At 71.5% G+C, this 17,409-nt stretch carries 14 protein-coding genes; 6 read left to right on the top strand and 8 right to left on the bottom strand.

Annotated elements, in window-relative coordinates; all coding sequences use genetic code 11:
* Window positions 1-85: 85 nt before the first annotated feature.
* The 3 genes from ACN28G_RS05650 to ACN28G_RS05640 all read left to right on the top strand — a co-directional run bounded on the left by ACN28G_RS05650 (window position 86) and on the right by ACN28G_RS05640 (window position 3,976).
* Window positions 86-1,897 carry a family 43 glycosylhydrolase gene (locus tag ACN28G_RS05650; RefSeq protein ID WP_421478612.1) on the top strand — a complete coding sequence of 604 codons (1,812 nt, stop codon included), beginning with the start codon at window positions 86-88 and terminating at the stop codon, window positions 1,895-1,897.
* A 50-nt stretch (window positions 1,898-1,947) separates the two neighbouring features.
* Complete coding sequence (locus tag ACN28G_RS05645; RefSeq protein ID WP_421478611.1) at window positions 1,948-3,345, top strand: RICIN domain-containing protein; 1,398 nt, start codon at window positions 1,948-1,950, stop codon at window positions 3,343-3,345.
* Between the two features lie 232 nt (window positions 3,346-3,577).
* Window positions 3,578-3,976, top strand: a complete 399-nt coding sequence (locus ACN28G_RS05640) for a hypothetical protein (protein ID WP_091435830.1) — start codon at window positions 3,578-3,580, stop codon at window positions 3,974-3,976.
* A 158-nt stretch (window positions 3,977-4,134) separates the two neighbouring features.
* On the opposite strand, the gene ACN28G_RS05635 is transcribed toward ACN28G_RS05640, so the two are convergent.
* Window positions 4,135-5,238 carry a sporulation protein gene (locus ACN28G_RS05635; protein ID WP_091435828.1) on the bottom strand — a complete coding sequence of 368 codons (1,104 nt, stop codon included), beginning with the start codon at window positions 5,236-5,238 and terminating at the stop codon, window positions 4,135-4,137.
* Between the two features lie 150 nt (window positions 5,239-5,388).
* Window positions 5,389-5,985: a hypothetical protein gene (locus tag ACN28G_RS05630; protein WP_421478610.1), complete on the bottom strand. Its 597-nt coding sequence runs from the start codon at window positions 5,983-5,985 to the stop codon at window positions 5,389-5,391.
* Window positions 5,986-6,129: 144 nt separating this feature from the next.
* Between ACN28G_RS05630 and ACN28G_RS05625 the strand changes: the two genes are divergently transcribed.
* Together ACN28G_RS05625 and ACN28G_RS05620 are read left to right on the top strand one after the other, a co-directional pair.
* Complete coding sequence (locus ACN28G_RS05625; protein WP_421478609.1) at window positions 6,130-6,717, top strand: hypothetical protein; 588 nt, start codon at window positions 6,130-6,132, stop codon at window positions 6,715-6,717.
* Window positions 6,718-7,347: 630 nt separating this feature from the next.
* Window positions 7,348-7,509 carry a hypothetical protein gene (locus ACN28G_RS05620; protein ID WP_421478608.1) on the top strand — a complete coding sequence of 54 codons (162 nt, stop codon included), beginning with the start codon at window positions 7,348-7,350 and terminating at the stop codon, window positions 7,507-7,509.
* Between the two features lie 389 nt (window positions 7,510-7,898).
* On the opposite strand, the gene ACN28G_RS05615 is transcribed toward ACN28G_RS05620, so the two are convergent.
* Entirely contained in the window at window positions 7,899-9,965 is a 2,067-nt protein-coding gene (locus ACN28G_RS05615; RefSeq protein WP_421478607.1) for a beta-galactosidase, read from the bottom strand.
* Window positions 9,966-10,068: 103 nt separating this feature from the next.
* Window positions 10,069-11,436: a cellulase family glycosylhydrolase gene (locus tag ACN28G_RS05610; RefSeq protein WP_421478606.1), complete on the bottom strand. Its 1,368-nt coding sequence runs from the start codon at window positions 11,434-11,436 to the stop codon at window positions 10,069-10,071.
* 400 nt (window positions 11,437-11,836) lie between these two features.
* On the opposite strand from ACN28G_RS05610, the gene ACN28G_RS05605 reads away from it, so the two are divergent.
* Window positions 11,837-12,799 (top strand): TIGR03557 family F420-dependent LLM class oxidoreductase, encoded by a 963-nt coding sequence (locus tag ACN28G_RS05605; RefSeq protein ID WP_421478605.1) that lies wholly within the window; start codon window positions 11,837-11,839, stop codon window positions 12,797-12,799.
* Between the two features lie 57 nt (window positions 12,800-12,856).
* Here the strand turns inward: ACN28G_RS05605 and ACN28G_RS05600 are convergent, their stop codons facing one another.
* The 4 genes from ACN28G_RS05600 to ACN28G_RS05585 form a co-directional block, all read right to left on the bottom strand.
* Window positions 12,857-13,684 (bottom strand): endonuclease/exonuclease/phosphatase family protein, encoded by an 828-nt coding sequence (locus ACN28G_RS05600; protein ID WP_421478604.1) that lies wholly within the window; start codon window positions 13,682-13,684, stop codon window positions 12,857-12,859.
* An 18-nt stretch (window positions 13,685-13,702) separates the two neighbouring features.
* Window positions 13,703-15,193 (bottom strand): phosphatase PAP2 family protein, encoded by a 1,491-nt coding sequence (locus ACN28G_RS05595; RefSeq protein WP_421478603.1) that lies wholly within the window; start codon window positions 15,191-15,193, stop codon window positions 13,703-13,705.
* A 77-nt stretch (window positions 15,194-15,270) separates the two neighbouring features.
* The gene (locus tag ACN28G_RS05590; RefSeq protein ID WP_421478601.1) at window positions 15,271-16,272 is read right to left on the bottom strand and encodes a YihY/virulence factor BrkB family protein; all 1,002 of its coding nucleotides are present in this window, start codon (window positions 16,270-16,272) and stop codon (window positions 15,271-15,273) included.
* On the bottom strand, window positions 16,265-17,293 hold the full coding sequence (locus tag ACN28G_RS05585; protein WP_091435806.1) for a diacylglycerol/lipid kinase family protein: 1,029 nt from the start codon (window positions 17,291-17,293) through the stop codon (window positions 16,265-16,267). The genes ACN28G_RS05590 and ACN28G_RS05585 overlap by 8 nt, the downstream gene beginning before the upstream one ends.
* Between the last annotated feature and the right edge of the window lie 116 nt (window positions 17,294-17,409).

Here is a 17,409-nt window from a genome sequence, read left to right as displayed (position 1 = left end):
CCGTCGTCGCCGGCGGGGTTCGGTCACCCCGCCGGCACCACCCGGACACCCACCCCCTGGTACGGACGAGGGAGAAACGACATCCATGAACCGAACCCTGAGTGGCCGCCGAATCGGCGGCGGGCTGCTCACCCTGCTGATGGGCATCTGCGCGATCGTGGCGGTGGTGCCGGCCACCGTCGCCAAGGCCGACAACCCGGTCGTGCAACACATCTACACCGCTGACCCGGCCCCGCTTGTGCACAACGGTCGGGTGTACCTCTACACCGGGCGGGACGAGGACGGCTCGACCTACTTCACCATGAAGGAGTGGCGGGTCTTCTCCTCGGCGGACATGGTGAACTGGACCGACCACGGCGTACCGATGAACGTGGCCACCTTCAGCTGGGCCAGCGCGGACGCCTGGGCCGGTCACGTCGTGGCCCGCAACAACCAGTTCTACTGGTACGTGCCGGTGAAGAACCGGGCCACCGGCCGGATGGCCATCGGCGTCGGCGTGTCGAGCAGCCCCACCGGCCCGTTCCGGGACGCCATCGGGCGCCCGCTGCTGGAGAACGGCGAGATCGACCCGCACGCCTTCATCGACGACACCGGACAGGCCTACCTGTACTGGGGCAACCCCAACCTCTGGTACGTGCGCCTGAACGCGGACATGATCTCCTTCTCCGGTGCCGCGACGCAGATCCCGCTGACCACCGCCGGTTTCGGCACCCGCACCGGCAACCCCAGCCGACCCACCCTGTACGAGGAGGGGCCGTGGGTCTACAAACGTAACGGCACCTACTACATGATCTTCGCCGCCGAGTGCTGCGGGGAGTTCATCGCCTACTCCACCGCCCCCGGCCCCACCGGCCCGTGGACCTACCGCGGCACGGTCATGCCCCGGCAGGGCTCAAGCTTCACCAACCACCCAGGCATCGTCGACTTCAACGGCGGGTCGTACTTCTTCTACCACAACGGGGCGCTGCCCGGCGGCGGCGGCTTCACCCGCTCGGTGGCGGTGGAGAAGTTCACCTACCGCAGCGACGGCACGATCCCCTCGATGAACATGACCACCGCCGGTGTGCCGCAGGTCGGCACCCTGAACCCGTACGTCCGGCAGGAGGCCGAGACCATCGCCTGGGGCTCGGGCATCGAGACCGAGGCCACCACCGGCGGCGGCGTCAACGTCTCGGCACTGGAGAACGGGGACTGGATCAAGGTCAGGGGGGTCGCGTTTGGTACCGGCGCGAGTTCCTTCACCGCCCGGGTCGCCTCGGCCGCCTCCGGCGGCAACCTGGAGCTGCGCCTGGACAGCGCGACCGGACCGCTGGTCGGCACCTGCCGGGTGGCCGGTACGGGCGGCTGGCAGAGCTGGACCAACACCACCTGCGCGGTCAGCGGGGCAACCGGAACCCGGGACCTGTACCTGCGCTTCACCGGCGGGTCGGGTTTCCTGTTCAACGTCGACTGGTGGCAGTTCACCGGCGGCGGCACCACCCCGACGGCGTACCGGATCACCAACCGCAACAGCGGCCAGGTCATCGACGTCCAGCAGCCCAACCTGCAGGACCTGGCCGTGATCGGGCAGTGGAGCAGCAACGGCGCGACCTGGCAGCAGTGGCGCTTCCTCGACGCCGGCAACGGCAACGTCCGGCTGCAGAGCGTCAACAGCAGCAAGTGCGTCGACATCCTCAACAGTTCCACCGCCGACGGGGCGCAGGTCGTGCAGTACACCTGCCACAACGGTCTCAACCAGGTGTTCACCTGGCGGTCGGCTGGCGGTGACTACTACAACCTGGTCAACGTCAACAGCAACAAGTGCCTGAACGTGGTCGGCGGCTCGACCACCGCGGGCGCTGCCCTGGAGCAGCGGACCTGCGGCTCCGCGACCAGCATGCAGTGGTCCCGGGCCTGAGGCCTGAGCCGGCACCTCCACCACCCCGTACCACCAGAAGGAGTGGATCCATGACAGCCAAGCAGGAGGCCCGTCCCGCCTCCGTGGCACGACGACGCCGGTGGCCGGCGCTGGCCGCGGTGGTCGCGGCGGTGCTGGCGGCCACCGGGCTCGCCGTCGTGCAGGCCTCGCCCGCCGCGGCCGCGACGGTCGACACCAGCGCCTGGTACGTCCTGGTCAACCGCAACAGCGGCAAGGCCCTGGACGTCTACAACTCCGCCACCAACGACGGCGCGCGGATCACCCAGTGGACCCGCAACAACGGCAACCAACAACAGTGGCAGTTCGTCGACTCCGGCGGCGGCTACTACCGACTCAAGTCCCGACTGTCCAACAAGGTCCTCGACGTCTACAACTTCTCCACCGCCAACGGCGCCAGCATCGTCCAGTGGAGCGACGGCAACGGCACCAACCAGCAGTTCCGCCTCGCCGACTCCGACGGCGGCCACGTCCGCCTGATCAACCGCAACAGCAACAAGGCCATCGAGGTACAGAACGCCTCCACCGCCGACGGCGGCAACATCGTCCAGTACGACGACTGGGGCGGCACCAACCAACAGTGGCAACTCGTCCGCGTCGACGGCGGAACCCCGCCGACCACGCCGCCGCCGGGCAGCGGCACCTCGGGGTGCGGCAAGGCCCCCGGCATCGCCAGTGGTACGCACACCATCACCAGCAACGGCAAGAGCCGGAACTTCATCCTGCGGATCCCCGCCAACTACCAGCAGAACAACCCGTACCGGCTGGTCTTCGGTCTGCACTGGTTGGGTGGCACCGCGGTGGACGTGGACACCGGGCAGACCGTGGACCGCAACACCTGGTCCTACTACGGGCTCCAGCGGTTGGCCAACAACACGACGATCTTCGTCGCGCCCCAGGGCCTCGGCAACGGTTGGGCCAACACCGGGGGTGAGGACGTCACCTTCATCGACGACGTACTCAACCGGGTCCAGTCCGCCCTCTGTGTCAACCCGCGCCAGCGCTTCTCCATCGGGTTCAGCTACGGCGGCGCGATGAGCTACGCCCTCGCCTGCGCCCGGCCGGACGTCTTCCGGGCGGTCGTCGTCCAGTCCGCCCCGCGTGAACTCAGCGGATGCAGCGGCGGCACCCAGGCCGTGGCGTACCTGGGGGTGCACGGCATCAGCGACGGGATCGCCAACGGACGCGCGATGCGCGACCGGTTCGTCCGGAACAACGGCTGCACCGCGCAGAGCCCGCGCGAACCGGCAGCCGGCAGCCTGACCCACGTCGTCACCACCTACTCGGGCTGCCGCTCCGGCTTCCCGGTGGCGTGGGCCGCCTTCGACGGGGGCCACATCGCGGCTCCGCAGGACGGCGCCCCCGGCGACAGCGGGCCCCGGACCTGGGTCCCCGCCCTGGCGTGGAACTTCTTCACCCAGTTCCAGTGACGTCGGGACCGCACCGTCCGTAACGACCCCTTCGTTTCGAATGTCCAATGAGCGGGCGGCACGAAGGTCAGCGGAGGCGCGGCCAGATTTTCGCCCCGGCTGCGGGGTTACCTCGGCCAGGGCACCGGGTAGACGCCGGGTGCCCTGGCCAGAGCAGGTCAACCGTGCCGTGGCAGGGACGCGGCAGCGGGGCGAGGGATCGCAGGACTCATCGCATCCTGAGGAGGACAAGATGAGCACACAGGCTGCATCCACGAGGCCGTCGAACCGGTCCATGCAGACCGCGCCGAACCGGATGGACACGGGGCAGCAGAACCGTGCCATGCAGGAGACCCAGACCCATCAGATGCCGGCGATGCACGATGGTCACCGCCAGCCGATGGTCTCTCCGGGTACGGAGACCAAGCAGGCCTTCGCGACCACGGAGTTCTGGGTCTACGTCGCGGCGGTGGTCGGCGTACTGGTCGCCTCGCAGCTGGTCGGCCAGAACGCGGCCGGCGTGGACATCTTCCGCGCCCCGCAGGCCTGGTTCTTCATCACGCTGCTGACCATCGGTTACCTGGGTAGCCGGGGTCTGGCCAAGGCCGGCAGCAACTTCCGCAGCGGTCGGGAGCGCAAGGCCCGGCACTGACCACACCAGGTCGGCACCGAGCAGCGGTGGCCCCCGGGGAGTCTTCCCCGGGGGCCACCGCCGTCGTTCACGCGACCGCCGGGGACCGTGCCCGGGGGGTCGCCGTCGTGCCGAGGGCCGTCGGGACCGCCGTCGAGGCGGTCACCGTCGACCGGTTGCTACTCCTCGTCGCCGCCGAAGTCCTCGTCGCCGCCGTCGTCGTCGCCCTCGAAGGCGTCGCTGATCATCTCGCCGGCGACCATGCCACCTACCGCGCCGAGCGCCGCGCCGGCCACCACGCCACCCATCCCGACGCCGCCCCGGCCCCGCGACGGCTGCATCGGGTACCCGTGCGACGGGGCACCGTAGCCCGGCGCGCCGTAACCCTGCGGGGCACCGTACCCCTGCGGGGCGCCGTACCCCTGGGGGGCGCCGTACCCCTGCGGGGCGCCGTAGCCGGGTGCGCCGTAACCGCCGGGCGCGCCGAAGCCCTGGGCGCGCAGGTTGCCGTACTGCGAGGTGGTCTCGCGCAGCCAGCCGTCGACCAGCTGTACCCAGTTGGTCCGCTCGGCGTCGGCGTGGCCGACGGAGTACCGGCCGAAAACGTCGTGCCCGGAGCTGAGGAAACCGCCCCGCTTGTCGCACTCCAGGATCACGTCGACGCCGTGCGGGTTGGTCACGAAGGTCAGCTCGACCTCGGTGATGCTCTGCGCGTACTGCGGTGCGGCGAAGAACTCGATCTCCTGGTAGAACGGCAGCGTCTGGTTCACCCCACGGATGTGACCGCGCTCCAGGTCGGCGTTCTTGAACCGGAAGCCGAGCTGCTGGAAGGCACCGAGGATCCCCTCGTGCACCGGCATCGGATGCACCGCGACCTGGTCGAGGTCGCCCTTGTCCACGGCCCGGGCGATCGCCAGCTCGGTACGCAGCCCCATGGTCATGCCGTGCAGGCGCTGGCCGTACACGTCGGTGATCGGGGTCTCCCACGGCACCGGCATCCGGAACGGGATGCTGAGCTGCTGCTTCGGGGCGAGCTGCAGCGGCCCGCTCACCTGCATCCGGTGGAACTCCATGGTGCCGGCGTACTCGCTGTCGCCGCTCTCCACCTCGACCCGGGTGACCAGGCCGAGGGAGATGTGCTCGATGTCGGCGGCGGCGTCCCCGCCGATCAGGTTGACGTGGCCGTCGAGGCTGAGCCCGGGTCGGGTGTTCGGGTTGGTCAGGACGGTGTCCACACTCGGACCGCCCACCCCGAACGCGCTGAGCATCTTCTTGAAGACCATCGAAACTCCTGTGGAACGGACGCCAGGCTCCATCGTGGAGCTGGTCGCTGACCCGCAGCACCCTAACCGGAACCCCTGTGAAGTGCCTGTGAGCACGCCCGGCGCGCCGGAAACGAGTGTGTGCCTCGGATTCCGGCGCGGGGCGGACGGCTACCGACGGCCGGCCGGCCGTTGCTGGTTGCCGCCCTGCGGGTTCTGCGGAGGCTGCGCGGCCCGGGAGGACTGGGACGGCAGGGAGGCCTCCGAGTAGTGGGAGTACGCCGTGTGGAAACTGTTGGCGCTGCTGCGGGCGGAGGCGTACGAACCGGTGGTGGGGGTGCCGCTGCCGGTGGGCACCCGCATGCCGGCGTAGCTGGCGTACGGGTTCTGATCACTGCTCGCGCTCATCGGCGCCGGGCTGTCCGTCAGGGTGCGGCTCGGCACGTCGACGGTGATCTGCCGGCGGGGGTCCGTCCAGTGCAGGTTTCCGGTGGTACGGCGCTCCATCTCCTTCTTCTCGAACTCGACGTGGTCGTAGTTCGGTACCCGGGTCTCGGAGGTCCGGGTCTGCGGAGCCGGCCGGGTGAAGGCCTGCTGGTAGAGCGTGCTCATCTGCAGGTCCTGCTGGCTGGCCGTGTACGAGGGCAGTTGGGTCTGGGACGGGTCGCCTCCGAGGGGTGCGGCCTCGCCCTCCTGCTGAACGTAGTTGCCGTAGTTGTGGCTCGGTCCGTCGTAGGTCTGCTGGCTGCCGCTCTTCGAGTGGGTCATCACGTCTCCCGTCGGGCGAGGCCGCAGCCGGTCCACGGCCTACCGTGGCGGTATTACGAACGCCGCCGCCTCCGGTTCACGGACAGCGATGTGTCGCCTCCCACCCGTCAGGTAGCGTCGGCCCGACGAGCGACGGAGGTGCCGATGAGGTCGACCTACTGCACCGACCTGACGGCGGCTGACTGGCTGCTCCGCTCCGCGGCGTCCCCGATGCGGTTGATCACCTTCGGCCCGGCGGGCTTCGAGGCGTACGGGCGGCTCCGGTTCATCCCCGACCCCACCGCACCCGGGCAGGACGAGGCCGACGCCGACCTGCCCGACGACCACCCCTTCGACCTCGACCAGGCCCGCCGGGCGCTGCACCTGCTCGCCCGGTTCACCGCCACGCCGCAAGAGTGCTTCTTCTGCGTCTGGGACGGCTACTCCGACATTGCGCTACCACCGACGGTACGGCGCGGCCCGCTCGTGGAGCTGCCCCACCGCCGGTACGCGTTGCTGCGCGGCCCGCTGTCCGCGATCGACACCTGGGCGGACGACCTCGGCGACGGCGGGACGATCGCCCCACCGGCCCTGGTCTGGCCCACCGACCGCCGCTGGTGTTTCGTCAGCGACGTCGACCCGCACTGGGCCGGCATCGGCGCCGACCGGGCCGCCATCACCGCCCTGACCGACGACCCGCACCTGGACGTCGTCCCCGCCGACCCCACCCAACCCCAACCCTGGTACCGCTGACCGACCTGGCCCGGGTCGACCTGGCCGGCGCGGCGGTGCGGGGCGGTGGGCGCGGCCCGGCACGGCACGGCGCGACACGACCCGGCGCGACACGACCCGGCGCGGCACGACCCGGCACGGCGCGGCACGGGGCGGCCCGGCGCGGCACGGGGCGGCCCGGCGCGGCACGGGGCGGCCCGGCGCGGCACGGGGCGGCCCGGCGCGGCCCGGCACGGGGCGGTGGGCGCGGCGGGGCGGTGGGCGCGGCGGGGCGGTGGGCGGGGCGGGGCGGTGGGCGGGGCGGGGCGGCATGATCGACTCGGTTGGGCTGAAATGGCTGTGTCGGAGGGCCCCGGACCCCGCTATTTCAGCCCAACCGAGTCGATCAACGCGAGCACCTCCCCGGGCGGGAGGTCAGGTGGCGTCAGCGACGCCGGCCGGGCCGCCATCACCGCCTTGACCGACGACCCGCACCTCGACATCCCGAACCCCACCCGGGTACCAGCTAGCGGTGGCCGGGGGGCAGCCGCAGGACCGGGCCGGGCGGGGCTTGATCGACTCGGTTGGGCTGAAATGGTGGGGTCCAATGCCATTCGACCCAGCCATAACAACCCAACCGAGTCGATCAACGCCAGCACACGCCCGCAGCCGGTGCGCCACGTCATCCACCTGCCGGTGGCGGTGGCGGACCTGACCGAGGCGCTCGGCCTGGCGTACACGGTGACCCGGTCGTTGGGGTCCGTGCCGGGTGTAGACGCGGCCGGTGCCACGGTCTCCGCCGAGGACGACCAGAGCGTGCAGCACCGGGTGTAGACGCGGCCGGTGCCACGGTCTCCGCCGAGGACGACCAGAGCCCGCAGCACCGGGTGTAGACGCGGCCGGTGCCACGGTCTCCGCCGAGGACGACCAGAGCCCGCAGCACCGGGTGTAGACGCGGCCGGTGCCACGGTCTCCGCCGAGGACGACCAGAGCGTGCAGCACTGGGTGTACTGCGACCGGCCGCTCTCCGGTCGGCGGCGCTGCCTGCTGCGGGTAGACCACCTCGACCCGTGCGCCGCCGACCCTCGCCCCACCTGACCCCATCGATGGGGCGAGGCGTGATCGACTCGGTTGGGCTGAAATGGCGGGGTCCACGGCCGTTCGACCCAGCCATATCAGCCCAACCGAGTCGATCAACGTCGACGGCGTGAGCCTGAGCCGCATCAGGGGTGTTCGCGCAGGACCGCCACTTCACCCGGGGCGACGGTCAGCTCGCCGGTGCAGGGGTGCCCGGTGAGCAGTTCGGTGCCGGTGCCGGCGAGGGTGGCCGCCTCGTCGGTGTGGTTGACGACGAAGAGCCAGCTCTGTTCGTCGCGGCGACGGCGGACCACCTCCACGCCGGGCGGGGCGTCGGCGGCGGGGCGGACCCCGGCGTCGGTGAGCAGGCGGGTCAGCAGCCGGGTGGTGGCGGCGCGGTCCAGGCGGGTGCCGACGTACCAGGCGGCACCGTCGCCTAGCTGGTGGCGGGTGATCGCCGGTACGCCGGGCAGCGGTCCGTCAGCGTAGCCGGCGAGCACCTCCGCGCCGAGCGGGTGCAGCAGTTCGGTCCAGACGTCGGCCGTGCCGCCGTCGTCGAGGTTCACCCGTTCGCCGACGGCCAGCGGGAAGAACTCCTCGGTGCGGACCCCGAGCAGGTCCCGGAAGGCCCCCGGGTAGCCGCCGGGTCGGACGTGGTCGTGCTCGTCGACGATCCCACTGAAGTACGTCACCAGCGTGGTGCCGCCCCGCTCGACGTACCGGTGCAGGGCTTCGGCGTCGGCGTCGCGGACCAGGTAGAGGGTGGGTACCAGGACAAGCCGGTAGCCGGCGAGATCGGTCGACGGGTGCACCACGTCGGCGGTGACCCCGGCCCGCCACAGCGCGTCATAGCAGGCCCGCAGCCGGTCGCCGTAGTCGACGTCGACGCTCGGGTGGGCGTCGAGTTCGGCACCCCACCAGGCCTCCCAGTCGAACAGGATCGCCACCTCGGCGTCGACCCGGCTGCCGCGTACCTCGGCCAGCGCGCGCAGGTCGGCACCGAGCCGGCAGACCTCGCGGAAGACCTTGGTCTCCGGTCCGGCGTGCGGCAGCATCGCCGAGTGGAACTTCTCCGCACCGGCCAGCGAGGCCCGCCACTGGAAGAACAGGATCCCGTCGGCGCCCCGGGCGAGGTGCGCCAGGCTGTTGCGGCGGAGCTGGCCGGGGGCCTTGGCCAGGTTGCGCGGCTGCCAGTTGACCGCGCTCGTGGAGTGTTCCATCAGCAGCCACGGCGCGCCCCGGGCGACGCCGCGGGTCTGGTCGGCGGCGAGCGCCAGCCCGACGTGTGACTCCGGGTCGGCGGCGGTCAGGTAGTGGTCGTTGGCGACCAGGTCCACGTCGTCGGCCCAGGAGTGGTAGTCGAGGTACTTGCTGCCGGTACCGATCATGAAGTTGGTGGTGACCGGCTGGCGGACCAGGCGGTCCAGCACGGAGCGTTCGGCGCGCAGCTGGGCCCGGTGCTCGTCGGAGCTGAACCGGGCGAAGTCCAGCTGCTGGGTGGGGTTGACGAAGGTCGGGGCGGTACGCGGCGGGTTGATCTCGGCCCAGTCGTGGTACCGCTGGCTCCAGAAGGCGGTGCCCCAGGCGTCGTTGAGCGAGTCCAGGTCGCCGTAGCGGGCCAGCAGCCAGCCCCGGAACGCCTCGGCGCTGACGTCGCAGTAGCAGTGCGCGTTGTGACAACCCAACTCGTTGCCGACGTGCCACATCACCACCGCCGGATGGTCGGTGTAGCGGGTCGCGACCGCCTCCACCAGCGCCAGCGAGTGCTGCCGGAAGACCGGTGAGCTGGGACAGTACGCCTGCCGGGCACCCGGCCAGAGGACCGTCTGGTCGGCGCGGCGGGGCAGGGTCCCGGGGTGCCTGTGGGCCAGCCACGGTGGCGGGCTGGCGGTGGCGGTGGCCAGGTCCACGTCGATGCCGCCGTCGTGCAGCAGCGCCAGCACCCGGTCCAGCCAGCCGAACTCGTACCGGCCGGGGGTGGGCTCCAGCAGCGCCCAGCTGAAGATGCCGACGGAGACCAGGTTGACCCCAGCCCGGCGCATCAGCTCCACGTCGGTGGCCCAGGTCTGCTCGGGCCACTGCTCCGGGTTGTAGTCCGCCCCGAAGGCGATCCGGTCGCCCTGCCACGTCCCGTGGCCCCGGTCACCCTGCCACGTCCCGTGGCCCCGGTCACCCTGCCACGTCCCGTGGATCTCGCCCTGCCACGTTCCCATGTGCGCAGAGCCTGGCACCGTCACCGACCGCCGTCAATCGCGGCCACGCCGGTGGCCCGGGTGCGTGTCGACCCGGGCCCCCGGCCCTACGCCAGGCGTGCGGTCAGCTGGCGGTGCAGCTGAGCGTGGGTACGGCGGTGCCGCCGGTGCCGATGAATCCGAAGCTGGTGCTCGCCCCGGCGGCCAGCCGGCCGTTGTACGACACGTTGGTGGCGGTCACGGTGGAACCGCTGCTGGTCACGGCGGCGTTCCACGCCTGGCTGACGGTCTGTCCGCCGGCGTAGGTCCAGCGGACCGTCCAGGCGCTGATCGCCGACACCCCGGCGGTGACCTTGACGTCGGCCTGGAAGCCGCCCTGCCACTGGTTGGTCACCGAGTACGTCGCGCTGCACCCGATGCCCACCGGCGGGCTGGTCGGTGGAGTCGTCGGCGGGGTGGTGGGCGGCGTGGTGGGCGGGGTCGTCGGCGGCGTGGTGGGCGGGGTGCCGGTGAAGACCGTCGCCTCGCGGGCGGTCTGCTTGATGCCGTTCGCGCCGTTGAAGAGCCGCTGACCCCAGCTGCTGAGGTTGTTCGGGTTGAAGTTGACGGCCAGGTCGAGGTACTCGACGCCACCGCTGTTGCCGCTCCACGACCAGCCCAGCCAGCCGATCCCGTTGGCCCGGGTGTACGACAGGATGGTGTCCTCGTCGGGGTTGCCGTCGGAGTGGTTGTGGCCGAACTCGCCCACCATGATCGGCAGCTTGACGGTGCGGAACCGGCCCAGGTAGTCGCTGATCTCGGCGGCGGTGTCGAAGACGCCGTACATGTGCACGGAGAAGACGGTGTTCTTCTGCGGGTCGGCGGCGAAGACCGAGGCGGCGTTGTCGCGCATGGTGAACGACCAGTCCTGGCCCCAGTTCGGCGCGTCCACCACGATGGTGTGGGTCAGTCCGCCGGCGCGCAGCCGCTTGATGGCGTTGCCGCTGTCGGTGGCCCAGGTGGCGTAACCCTGGTTGCCGTACGGCTCGTTGCCGATGTTGACCAGGACGTAGCGCTCCTGGCCGACCAGCGCGCTCTTGATGCTCAGCCAGTAGTCGACCGCCCGGTCCAGGGTGATCGCGCCGCTCTGCTCGCCGTAGCCGGTGGTGTCGTGCACCTCCAGCATGCAGATCAGCCGGTTGGCCTTGCACAGGTTGATGACGTTGGTGACGTCGGCGGTGTCGTTCTTGGTCCACCGGTCACCGCTGGAGAGCACCACCCGGACGCTGTTCGCCCCGAGCGCCTTGATGTTGGCGAACGAGCTGGTCTGCTGCGGGTACCAGGTGTGGGCGTGGTTGACGCCCCGGGCGATGAACTCGGTGCCGTTGGCGTCGTACAGCTTGCCGTCGGCGACGTAGAAGCCGGTGGCGGCGTGGACCGGCTGCCCGAAGGCGAGCAGGGCGACCACCAGCGCGAGCAGGGCCGCCCCGGCGGTGGAGAGTCGTTTCTTCATGGCATTCCTCAGCATCGAGATGCCCCCGTGCCCAGGTGGGGGTGCGGCGGTGACAGGGGTGGCGGTCGCAGCCCGACAACCGCCGTTCGGCTCCCGGCGACACGGCATCGGTGTGCGGCGATGTCGTGGCGCGGCAACCGGTTCAGCTCCACCCACCTGGCAGCCGGCGAGACCTGTGGTGGCCCACGTTGCCGTGGGCCACCACAGGTGCGTCATCCCCACCACAGGATGCCCGCTCAACCCGGCTGAACCGGTTAAGCTGCGACAGTAACCATCGATGACCGTCACGTCAAGCGCCGGGGGCGGACGGGACGAACGGTGCCGGTGGGATTGACCGGCCCACGGCGGGGTATCCGATCGACGTTCCCCATCTGCGAAACGGCGCAAGGAGAGATCCGCGATGGTCACCGTCGGCTACACCCTGATGTCCGAGCAGGCCGGCCCGAAACAACTGGTCGACTATGCGGTACGGGCGGAGGCGGCCGGCTTCGACCAGCTGGTGATCTCCGACCACTACTACCCGTGGCTGGACTCGCAGGGCCACTCCCCGTACGCCTGGTCGGTGCTGGGCGCGGTCGCCCACGCGACCAACCGGGCCGAGCTGATGTCCTTCGTCACCTGCCCGATCCGGCGGTACCACCCGGCGGTGGTGGCGCAGAAGGCCAGCACCATCGGGGCGCTCTCCGACGGCCGGTTCACCCTCGGGCTCGGCGCCGGGGAGAACCTCAACGAGCACGTGGTCGGCGGCTGGCCGCACGTGCAGCAGCGGCACGAGATGTTCGAGGAGGCGCTGCAGATCATCCGGCCGCTACTCAACGGCGAGACGCTCACCTTCTCCGGCAACCACTTCGACGTGCCGGACGCCTACCTCTACGACCGGCCGGCCACGCCGGTGCCGATGGCCGTCGCCGCCTCCGGGCCGTCGTCGGCCGCGCTGGCCGCCGAGTACGCCGACGGCATCGTCGCCACCGAGCCCGACCCGCACATCATCGAGCTGTACGACAACGCCGGTGGCAGTGGCCAGCCGAGGTTCGGCCAGGTCGCCATCTGCTACGGCCCCGACGAGGCGGAGTGCCGCAAGATCGTGCACGACCAGTTCCGCTGGTTCGGCATGGGCTGGAAGGTCAACGCGGACCTGCCCGGCCCCGACTCGTTCGCCGCCGCCACCCAGTTCGTCCGGGAGGACGACGTCGCCGAGGGCATCCCCTGCGGGCCGGACGTGGAGCGGCACGTCGAGGCGTTCCGGCAGTTCGTCGACGCCGGTTTCACCCACGTGGCGATCGTCCAGGTCGGCGGGGAGACCCAGCCGATGTTCCTGGACTGGGCCCGGGAGGAACTGCTCCCCCGGCTGCGCCGGCTCTGACACCGATCCCGAAGACGGGCTCCGCTCAGGCGGGGCCCGCGCTCGGGCGGGCCGGGCTCAGGTGGCCCCGATCGCCAGGTCGACCAGGACCGGGTAGTGGTCCGAGGCCCGGTCGGTGTCGTCGTCGCGCACCACCCGGCAGTCCCGCGCCACGGCGGCGAGCCCGGTGGTGGCGAGCAGGTAGTCCAGGCGCATGCCGGAGAACTCGACCCCGCCGCCGTACCGGGTGGGCGCGGTCGCCCCGTCGTCGCCCGGCCGGCCCGCCGTGAGCTGGAGGTCGACCAAGCCGGCGGCGAGCAGCCGACCGACCGCCCGGGTGTCCACCCGACCGTCGCGCCGCAGGTGCCGCCGCCGGTACGCCGCCGGCAGCCGCGCGATCCGGTCCCGGTGGTCGACCCCCGGCTCCAGAGTGTTCAGGTCCCCCGCCACCAGTACCAACGGCCCGTCGTCAGCCCCGCCCCCGGCACCGACCACGCTGCCGCTGGCGCGGCGGACGGCGGCGGCCAGCCAGCCCGCCTCGATCAGCCGGCGGGTGCCCGAGAACGGGCAGAGGTGGGTGCCGGTCAGCGCCAACGGGCCGGCCGAGGTGGCCACGGTGACCCGCTGCGCGCCGTGGTGGAACGGACGGCGCACCCCGGCGGCGGCCAGGATGCGCAGCGGCGGACGGACCAGCACCGCCACCGGCTGACCCCACCGGCTCCGGGCCAGGTACGGCCGCATCCCGACCCCGGCGGCGAACCGGGCCAGCACACCGGGCCGGTCGAAGCCGCGCAGCTCCTGCAACGCGAGCAGGTCCGGTCGCTGCGTGGTGACGACCCGGCGCACCAGGGCCAGCCGGTCGCCACCATCGGCGTCCCGCCCGCCGGTCCGGATGTTCCAGGTCATCACCCGCAGCACCGGGGATCACTCCGCCCGGGACGCCTTGGCCAACTCGTCGTCGAGGGTGTCCACGTCCTCGGACTCGATGCTCGGCTGGTTGCCCTCGTACACGTCGGCGTTGGGGCGGACCACCCAGTAGAGCAGCCCGATCCAGAGCGCGGTGAGCATGATCGCGCCCATGAAGTCGGTCGGGTGGTGCATGCCCCGGTACATCCGGGAGACCGCCACCCCGACCGGCATGACCACGGCCAGCGCCACGAACACCCACCGCCACCACCGGTCGGTACGCGGGAAGATCACGACCGCGACGGCCACCCAGATGCAGAGGGTCGCGGCGATGTGGCCGGACGGGAAGGACGAGGTGGGCATCGGCCCGTCCAGGTTCTCGATCGGCGGACGGGGCCGGTCCACCGCGGCGGCCGAGGCGAGGAAGAGGCTCAGCTCGCCGAACATGGTCAGCGCCACGAAGAGCACCGGTCGCCAGCGCCGCCAGACGGCCAGCACCAGCGGGCAGGAGACCACCCCGATCAGCAGGATCGCGTGGGTGTCGCCGACCTTGCTCCACCAGTAGCTGAAGTCGTCACGCCACGGGGTGCGGTGCTCGTCGAACCAGTTCGGCACGGCGGTGTCGAGGGTGGCGAAGAAGGTCCCGTCGGCGTGGTAGCTGACGTAGGTGCCGAAACCGTAGAGCACGCCGAAGATCAGCACCCAGCCGACGACCAGTTCGGCGATGCCGGCGCGGGCGTGCGGCAGCAGCTTGCCCTCGTCCGGGGCGGGAGCCACCTCGTGTGCGGCCTCCGGCTCCAACCCCTCGGTCAGCGCCGCCACCGGTCGGCCCCGCTCCAACCGCCACAACCGGAAGGCGTACGCGGTGATGCCCAGCCAGGCCGCGCCGAGCAGCCAGGCACCGAGCACGTCGGAGACGAAGTGCACGCCGAGGGCGACCCGGGTGAAGCCGATCAGGAACACCACCACACCCACCAGCGCGATCGCCAGCTTGCGCCAGCGGGGTGCGATGGCGGGCAGGAAGACCAGCAGGATCGCGCCGTAGGCCACCATCGAGCCCAGCGCGTGCCCACTGGGGAAGCTCTGCCCGGCGTACGTGCCGATCGGCACGTCCACCTCCGGGCGCAGCCGGTCGACGAGCGTCTTCAGCGAGGGGTCGAGGATCAGCGCGCCGAGCCCGGTGACGATCACGTAGACCGCCAGCCGGCCCTGCTTGCGGATCAGCAGGCCCACCACGGCCACGCTGACCAGCCACATGATCACCGGTCGGCCACCGAGGTCGGTGATCGCGGTGAGCACCGTGACCAGCGGGCCGATCGGTGCGATCTGGTCGTTGAGCCAGGCCGCGATGCCGTGGTCGACGTCGTACAGCGGGGTCCACTCCACCCGGACCAGCACCAGCAGCAGCGCGAACGCGACCCCGGCGGCGAGCAGCAGCGCCAGTCCGGCGAGGCTCCGTTGGGTGAAATGACCCAGTGGTCGTCGCAGTACCTCTTTGACCCCGGTCACGGCAGCCTCCCTCTCGCTCTGGCGTGCCGCTTCTACCCGATCCCCGGTCGCGGTACACGCAACCGGGCACTCGGAGGTCACAACGAGGTCATTTCCCCGGTGTCGTCGAGACTGGACCGACGCGCCTCGGGCTCCCACAGGTCCGGCTGGGCCGGGTCCCGCACCCCGATCCGCTGCGCCTCCAGTTGGGCGGCGAAGGCCAGCCCGCCGAAGAGCGCGATGCCGGTCAGGTTGGCCCAGAGCAGCAACGCCATCATCCCGGTCAGTGCGCCGTAGGTCTGCCCGAAACCCTCGGCGAACGCCACGTACGCCGCCAGCAGCAGGCTGGCCACCCACCAGAGCACGGTGGCGATGCCGGCGCCGAAGAACAGCCAGGACAGTCCGGGCTGTTTGCGTCGGGGAGCGTGCCGGAACAGCACCGCGACGGCCACGACGGTCAGGCCGAGGCTGACCGGCCAGCGGACCACGTCCCAGCCGGCGTCGACGCCGGCACCCCAGCGGTAGTGCCGCTGCACCGAGTCCCCCATCGGCCCGCCGGCGACCAGGATCAGGAAGCCGAAGAGCGCCGGCAGACCGGCGGCGACGGCCAGCACGGCGGCCCGCAGGTACTTCCACAACGCGGGGCGGTCCCGCTCGACCCCGTAGATCCGGTTGGCGCCCCGCTCGATCTGGGCCATCGTGCTGGTCAGCGCGAACAGCCCGGTCAACAGTCCCAGGCTCAGCGCCCACTCGCCGACCCGTTCGGTGCGCTCACCCTCGCCGAGCAGCTCCTTGACCATCGTCTCGCTGGCACCGGGGGTCAGCGCCAGCACCGTGTCGGCGACGACCTCACCGCCCTCCCGTACGCCGAGTTCGGTGATCAGCCCGGTCAGCGCGATCAGGAACGGCACCACGGCCAGGCAGAGCTGGAAGGCGAAGGCCCGGGCGTGGCTGAACCCGTCGCCGTAGCGGAACCGGACGAAGGCGTCGTGCAGCAGCCGCCAGCCGCCGTGGCGGCGCAACGCGTGCCAGGCGTCGTCGGCCGACAGCTGCTCGTCGGCCATCAGCCGGGTCTCCGGCACCAGCCGGGTGCTACTCACGGCGGGCCTCCTCGATCAGTTCCTCACCCCGCTCACTGGCGCCCTCGGCGTCCACGGTCAGGTCGGGTGCCTCCTCCGGCTGCGGCACGCAGAGCCAGAGCGCGCCGGGCCGGACCTCGGCCAGCAGCGTCCGGCCGGGCGTGATCAGGTCGCCGTCGAGTTCCCGGGGCTGCTCCCGGTTGCTGGTGACCTCGATGCGCCGGCCCCGGTGCACCTCCAGCCGGGGGATCCGGTCCCGCCTGCGGAGCACGGCCCAGCCCAGGGCGACCCAGTGCCGCAGGTTGCGGGGGGTGAGCACGGCCACGTCTAGGCAGCCGTCGTCGGGCTCCGCCTCGGCGAGCAGACGTACCCCGCCCTGGAGCCGGCCCACGTTGGCGATCAGCACCGAGCGGGCCCGGCGGCGCATCGGCGGCCGGTCGTCGATGCGTACGGTCACCCGCATCGGCCGGTCCCGCAGGTGCCGGGCGGCCCCCATCACGTACGCCGGCCAGCCGATGCGGGCCTTGGTCGTCTCGGAGGTGTCGGCGAGCATCTGGGCGTCGAAACCCATCCCGGCCATCACCGCGAAGTAGTGGTCCTCGACCGCGCCGACGTCGAGCTGGCGGCGGCCCCGCTCGACGGCCACCTGCAGCGCGGCGGCGACGTCGACGGAGAGGCCCAGGTTGGCGGCGAGCAGGTTGCCGGTGCCCTGGGGCAGCACGGCCAGCGCCGCGTCGGTGCCGACCAGGCCACTGACGCAGGCCATCACCGTACCGTCGCCGCCGCAGGCGAAGACGACCTCGGCGCCGTCGCGTACCGCCTGCTCGGTCTGGCCCCGGCCGGGGTCCTCCGGGGTGGTCTCGAACCACCTCGGGGCCGGCCAGCCGGCGGTGGTGAGCGCGGCGTCGACCGTCTGCCGCAGCTCGTCGAGATCGTCGACCTTCACCGGGTTGACCACCACGGCCGAGCGCGGCCCGCTCCCGGCCACCGCTGGGCGGCTGTGCTCTGCACCTGTCACGGCGTCAGTGTGCAGCACCCGCATCGGTTCGGCGACCCGACGCCGACCGGGGTAAAGATGACCACAGGGAGGTTTCAACCCGGTAGGTGCCGGGGCGGGCGAACCGGCCCCGTCGGGTGGGTGCCGCGACTACCCTCGTC

This window comes from Micromonospora sp. WMMA1923, assembly GCF_049179195.1.
GTDB classification, from domain to species: Bacteria; Actinomycetota; Actinomycetes; order Mycobacteriales; family Micromonosporaceae; genus Micromonospora; species Micromonospora yangpuensis.
Note: the sequence above shows the minus strand (reverse complement) of the source record. Positions and strands in the feature narration are given on the sequence as shown.

Excerpts from the sequence above, each read along its gene's own strand:
- ACN28G_RS05650 (WP_421478612.1), top strand. The coding sequence starts at position 86 with ATGAACCGAACCCTGAGTGGCCGCCGAATCGGCGGCGGGCTGCTCACC.
- ACN28G_RS05645 (WP_421478611.1), top strand. The coding sequence starts at position 1,948 with ATGACAGCCAAGCAGGAGGCCCGTCCCGCCTCCGTGGCACGACGACGC.
- ACN28G_RS05640 (WP_091435830.1), top strand. The coding sequence starts at position 3,578 with ATGAGCACACAGGCTGCATCCACGAGGCCGTCGAACCGGTCCATGCAG.
- ACN28G_RS05635 (WP_091435828.1), bottom strand. The coding sequence starts at position 5,238 with ATGGTCTTCAAGAAGATGCTCAGCGCGTTCGGGGTGGGCGGTCCGAGT.
- ACN28G_RS05630 (WP_421478610.1), bottom strand. The coding sequence starts at position 5,985 with ATGACCCACTCGAAGAGCGGCAGCCAGCAGACCTACGACGGACCGAGC.
- ACN28G_RS05625 (WP_421478609.1), top strand. The coding sequence starts at position 6,130 with ATGAGGTCGACCTACTGCACCGACCTGACGGCGGCTGACTGGCTGCTC.
- ACN28G_RS05615 (WP_421478607.1), bottom strand. The coding sequence starts at position 9,965 with ATGGGAACGTGGCAGGGCGAGATCCACGGGACGTGGCAGGGTGACCGG.
- ACN28G_RS05610 (WP_421478606.1), bottom strand. The coding sequence starts at position 11,436 with ATGAAGAAACGACTCTCCACCGCCGGGGCGGCCCTGCTCGCGCTGGTG.
- ACN28G_RS05605 (WP_421478605.1), top strand. The coding sequence starts at position 11,837 with ATGGTCACCGTCGGCTACACCCTGATGTCCGAGCAGGCCGGCCCGAAA.
- ACN28G_RS05600 (WP_421478604.1), bottom strand. The coding sequence starts at position 13,684 with ATGACCTGGAACATCCGGACCGGCGGGCGGGACGCCGATGGTGGCGAC.
- ACN28G_RS05585 (WP_091435806.1), bottom strand. The coding sequence starts at position 17,293 with ATGCGGGTGCTGCACACTGACGCCGTGACAGGTGCAGAGCACAGCCGC.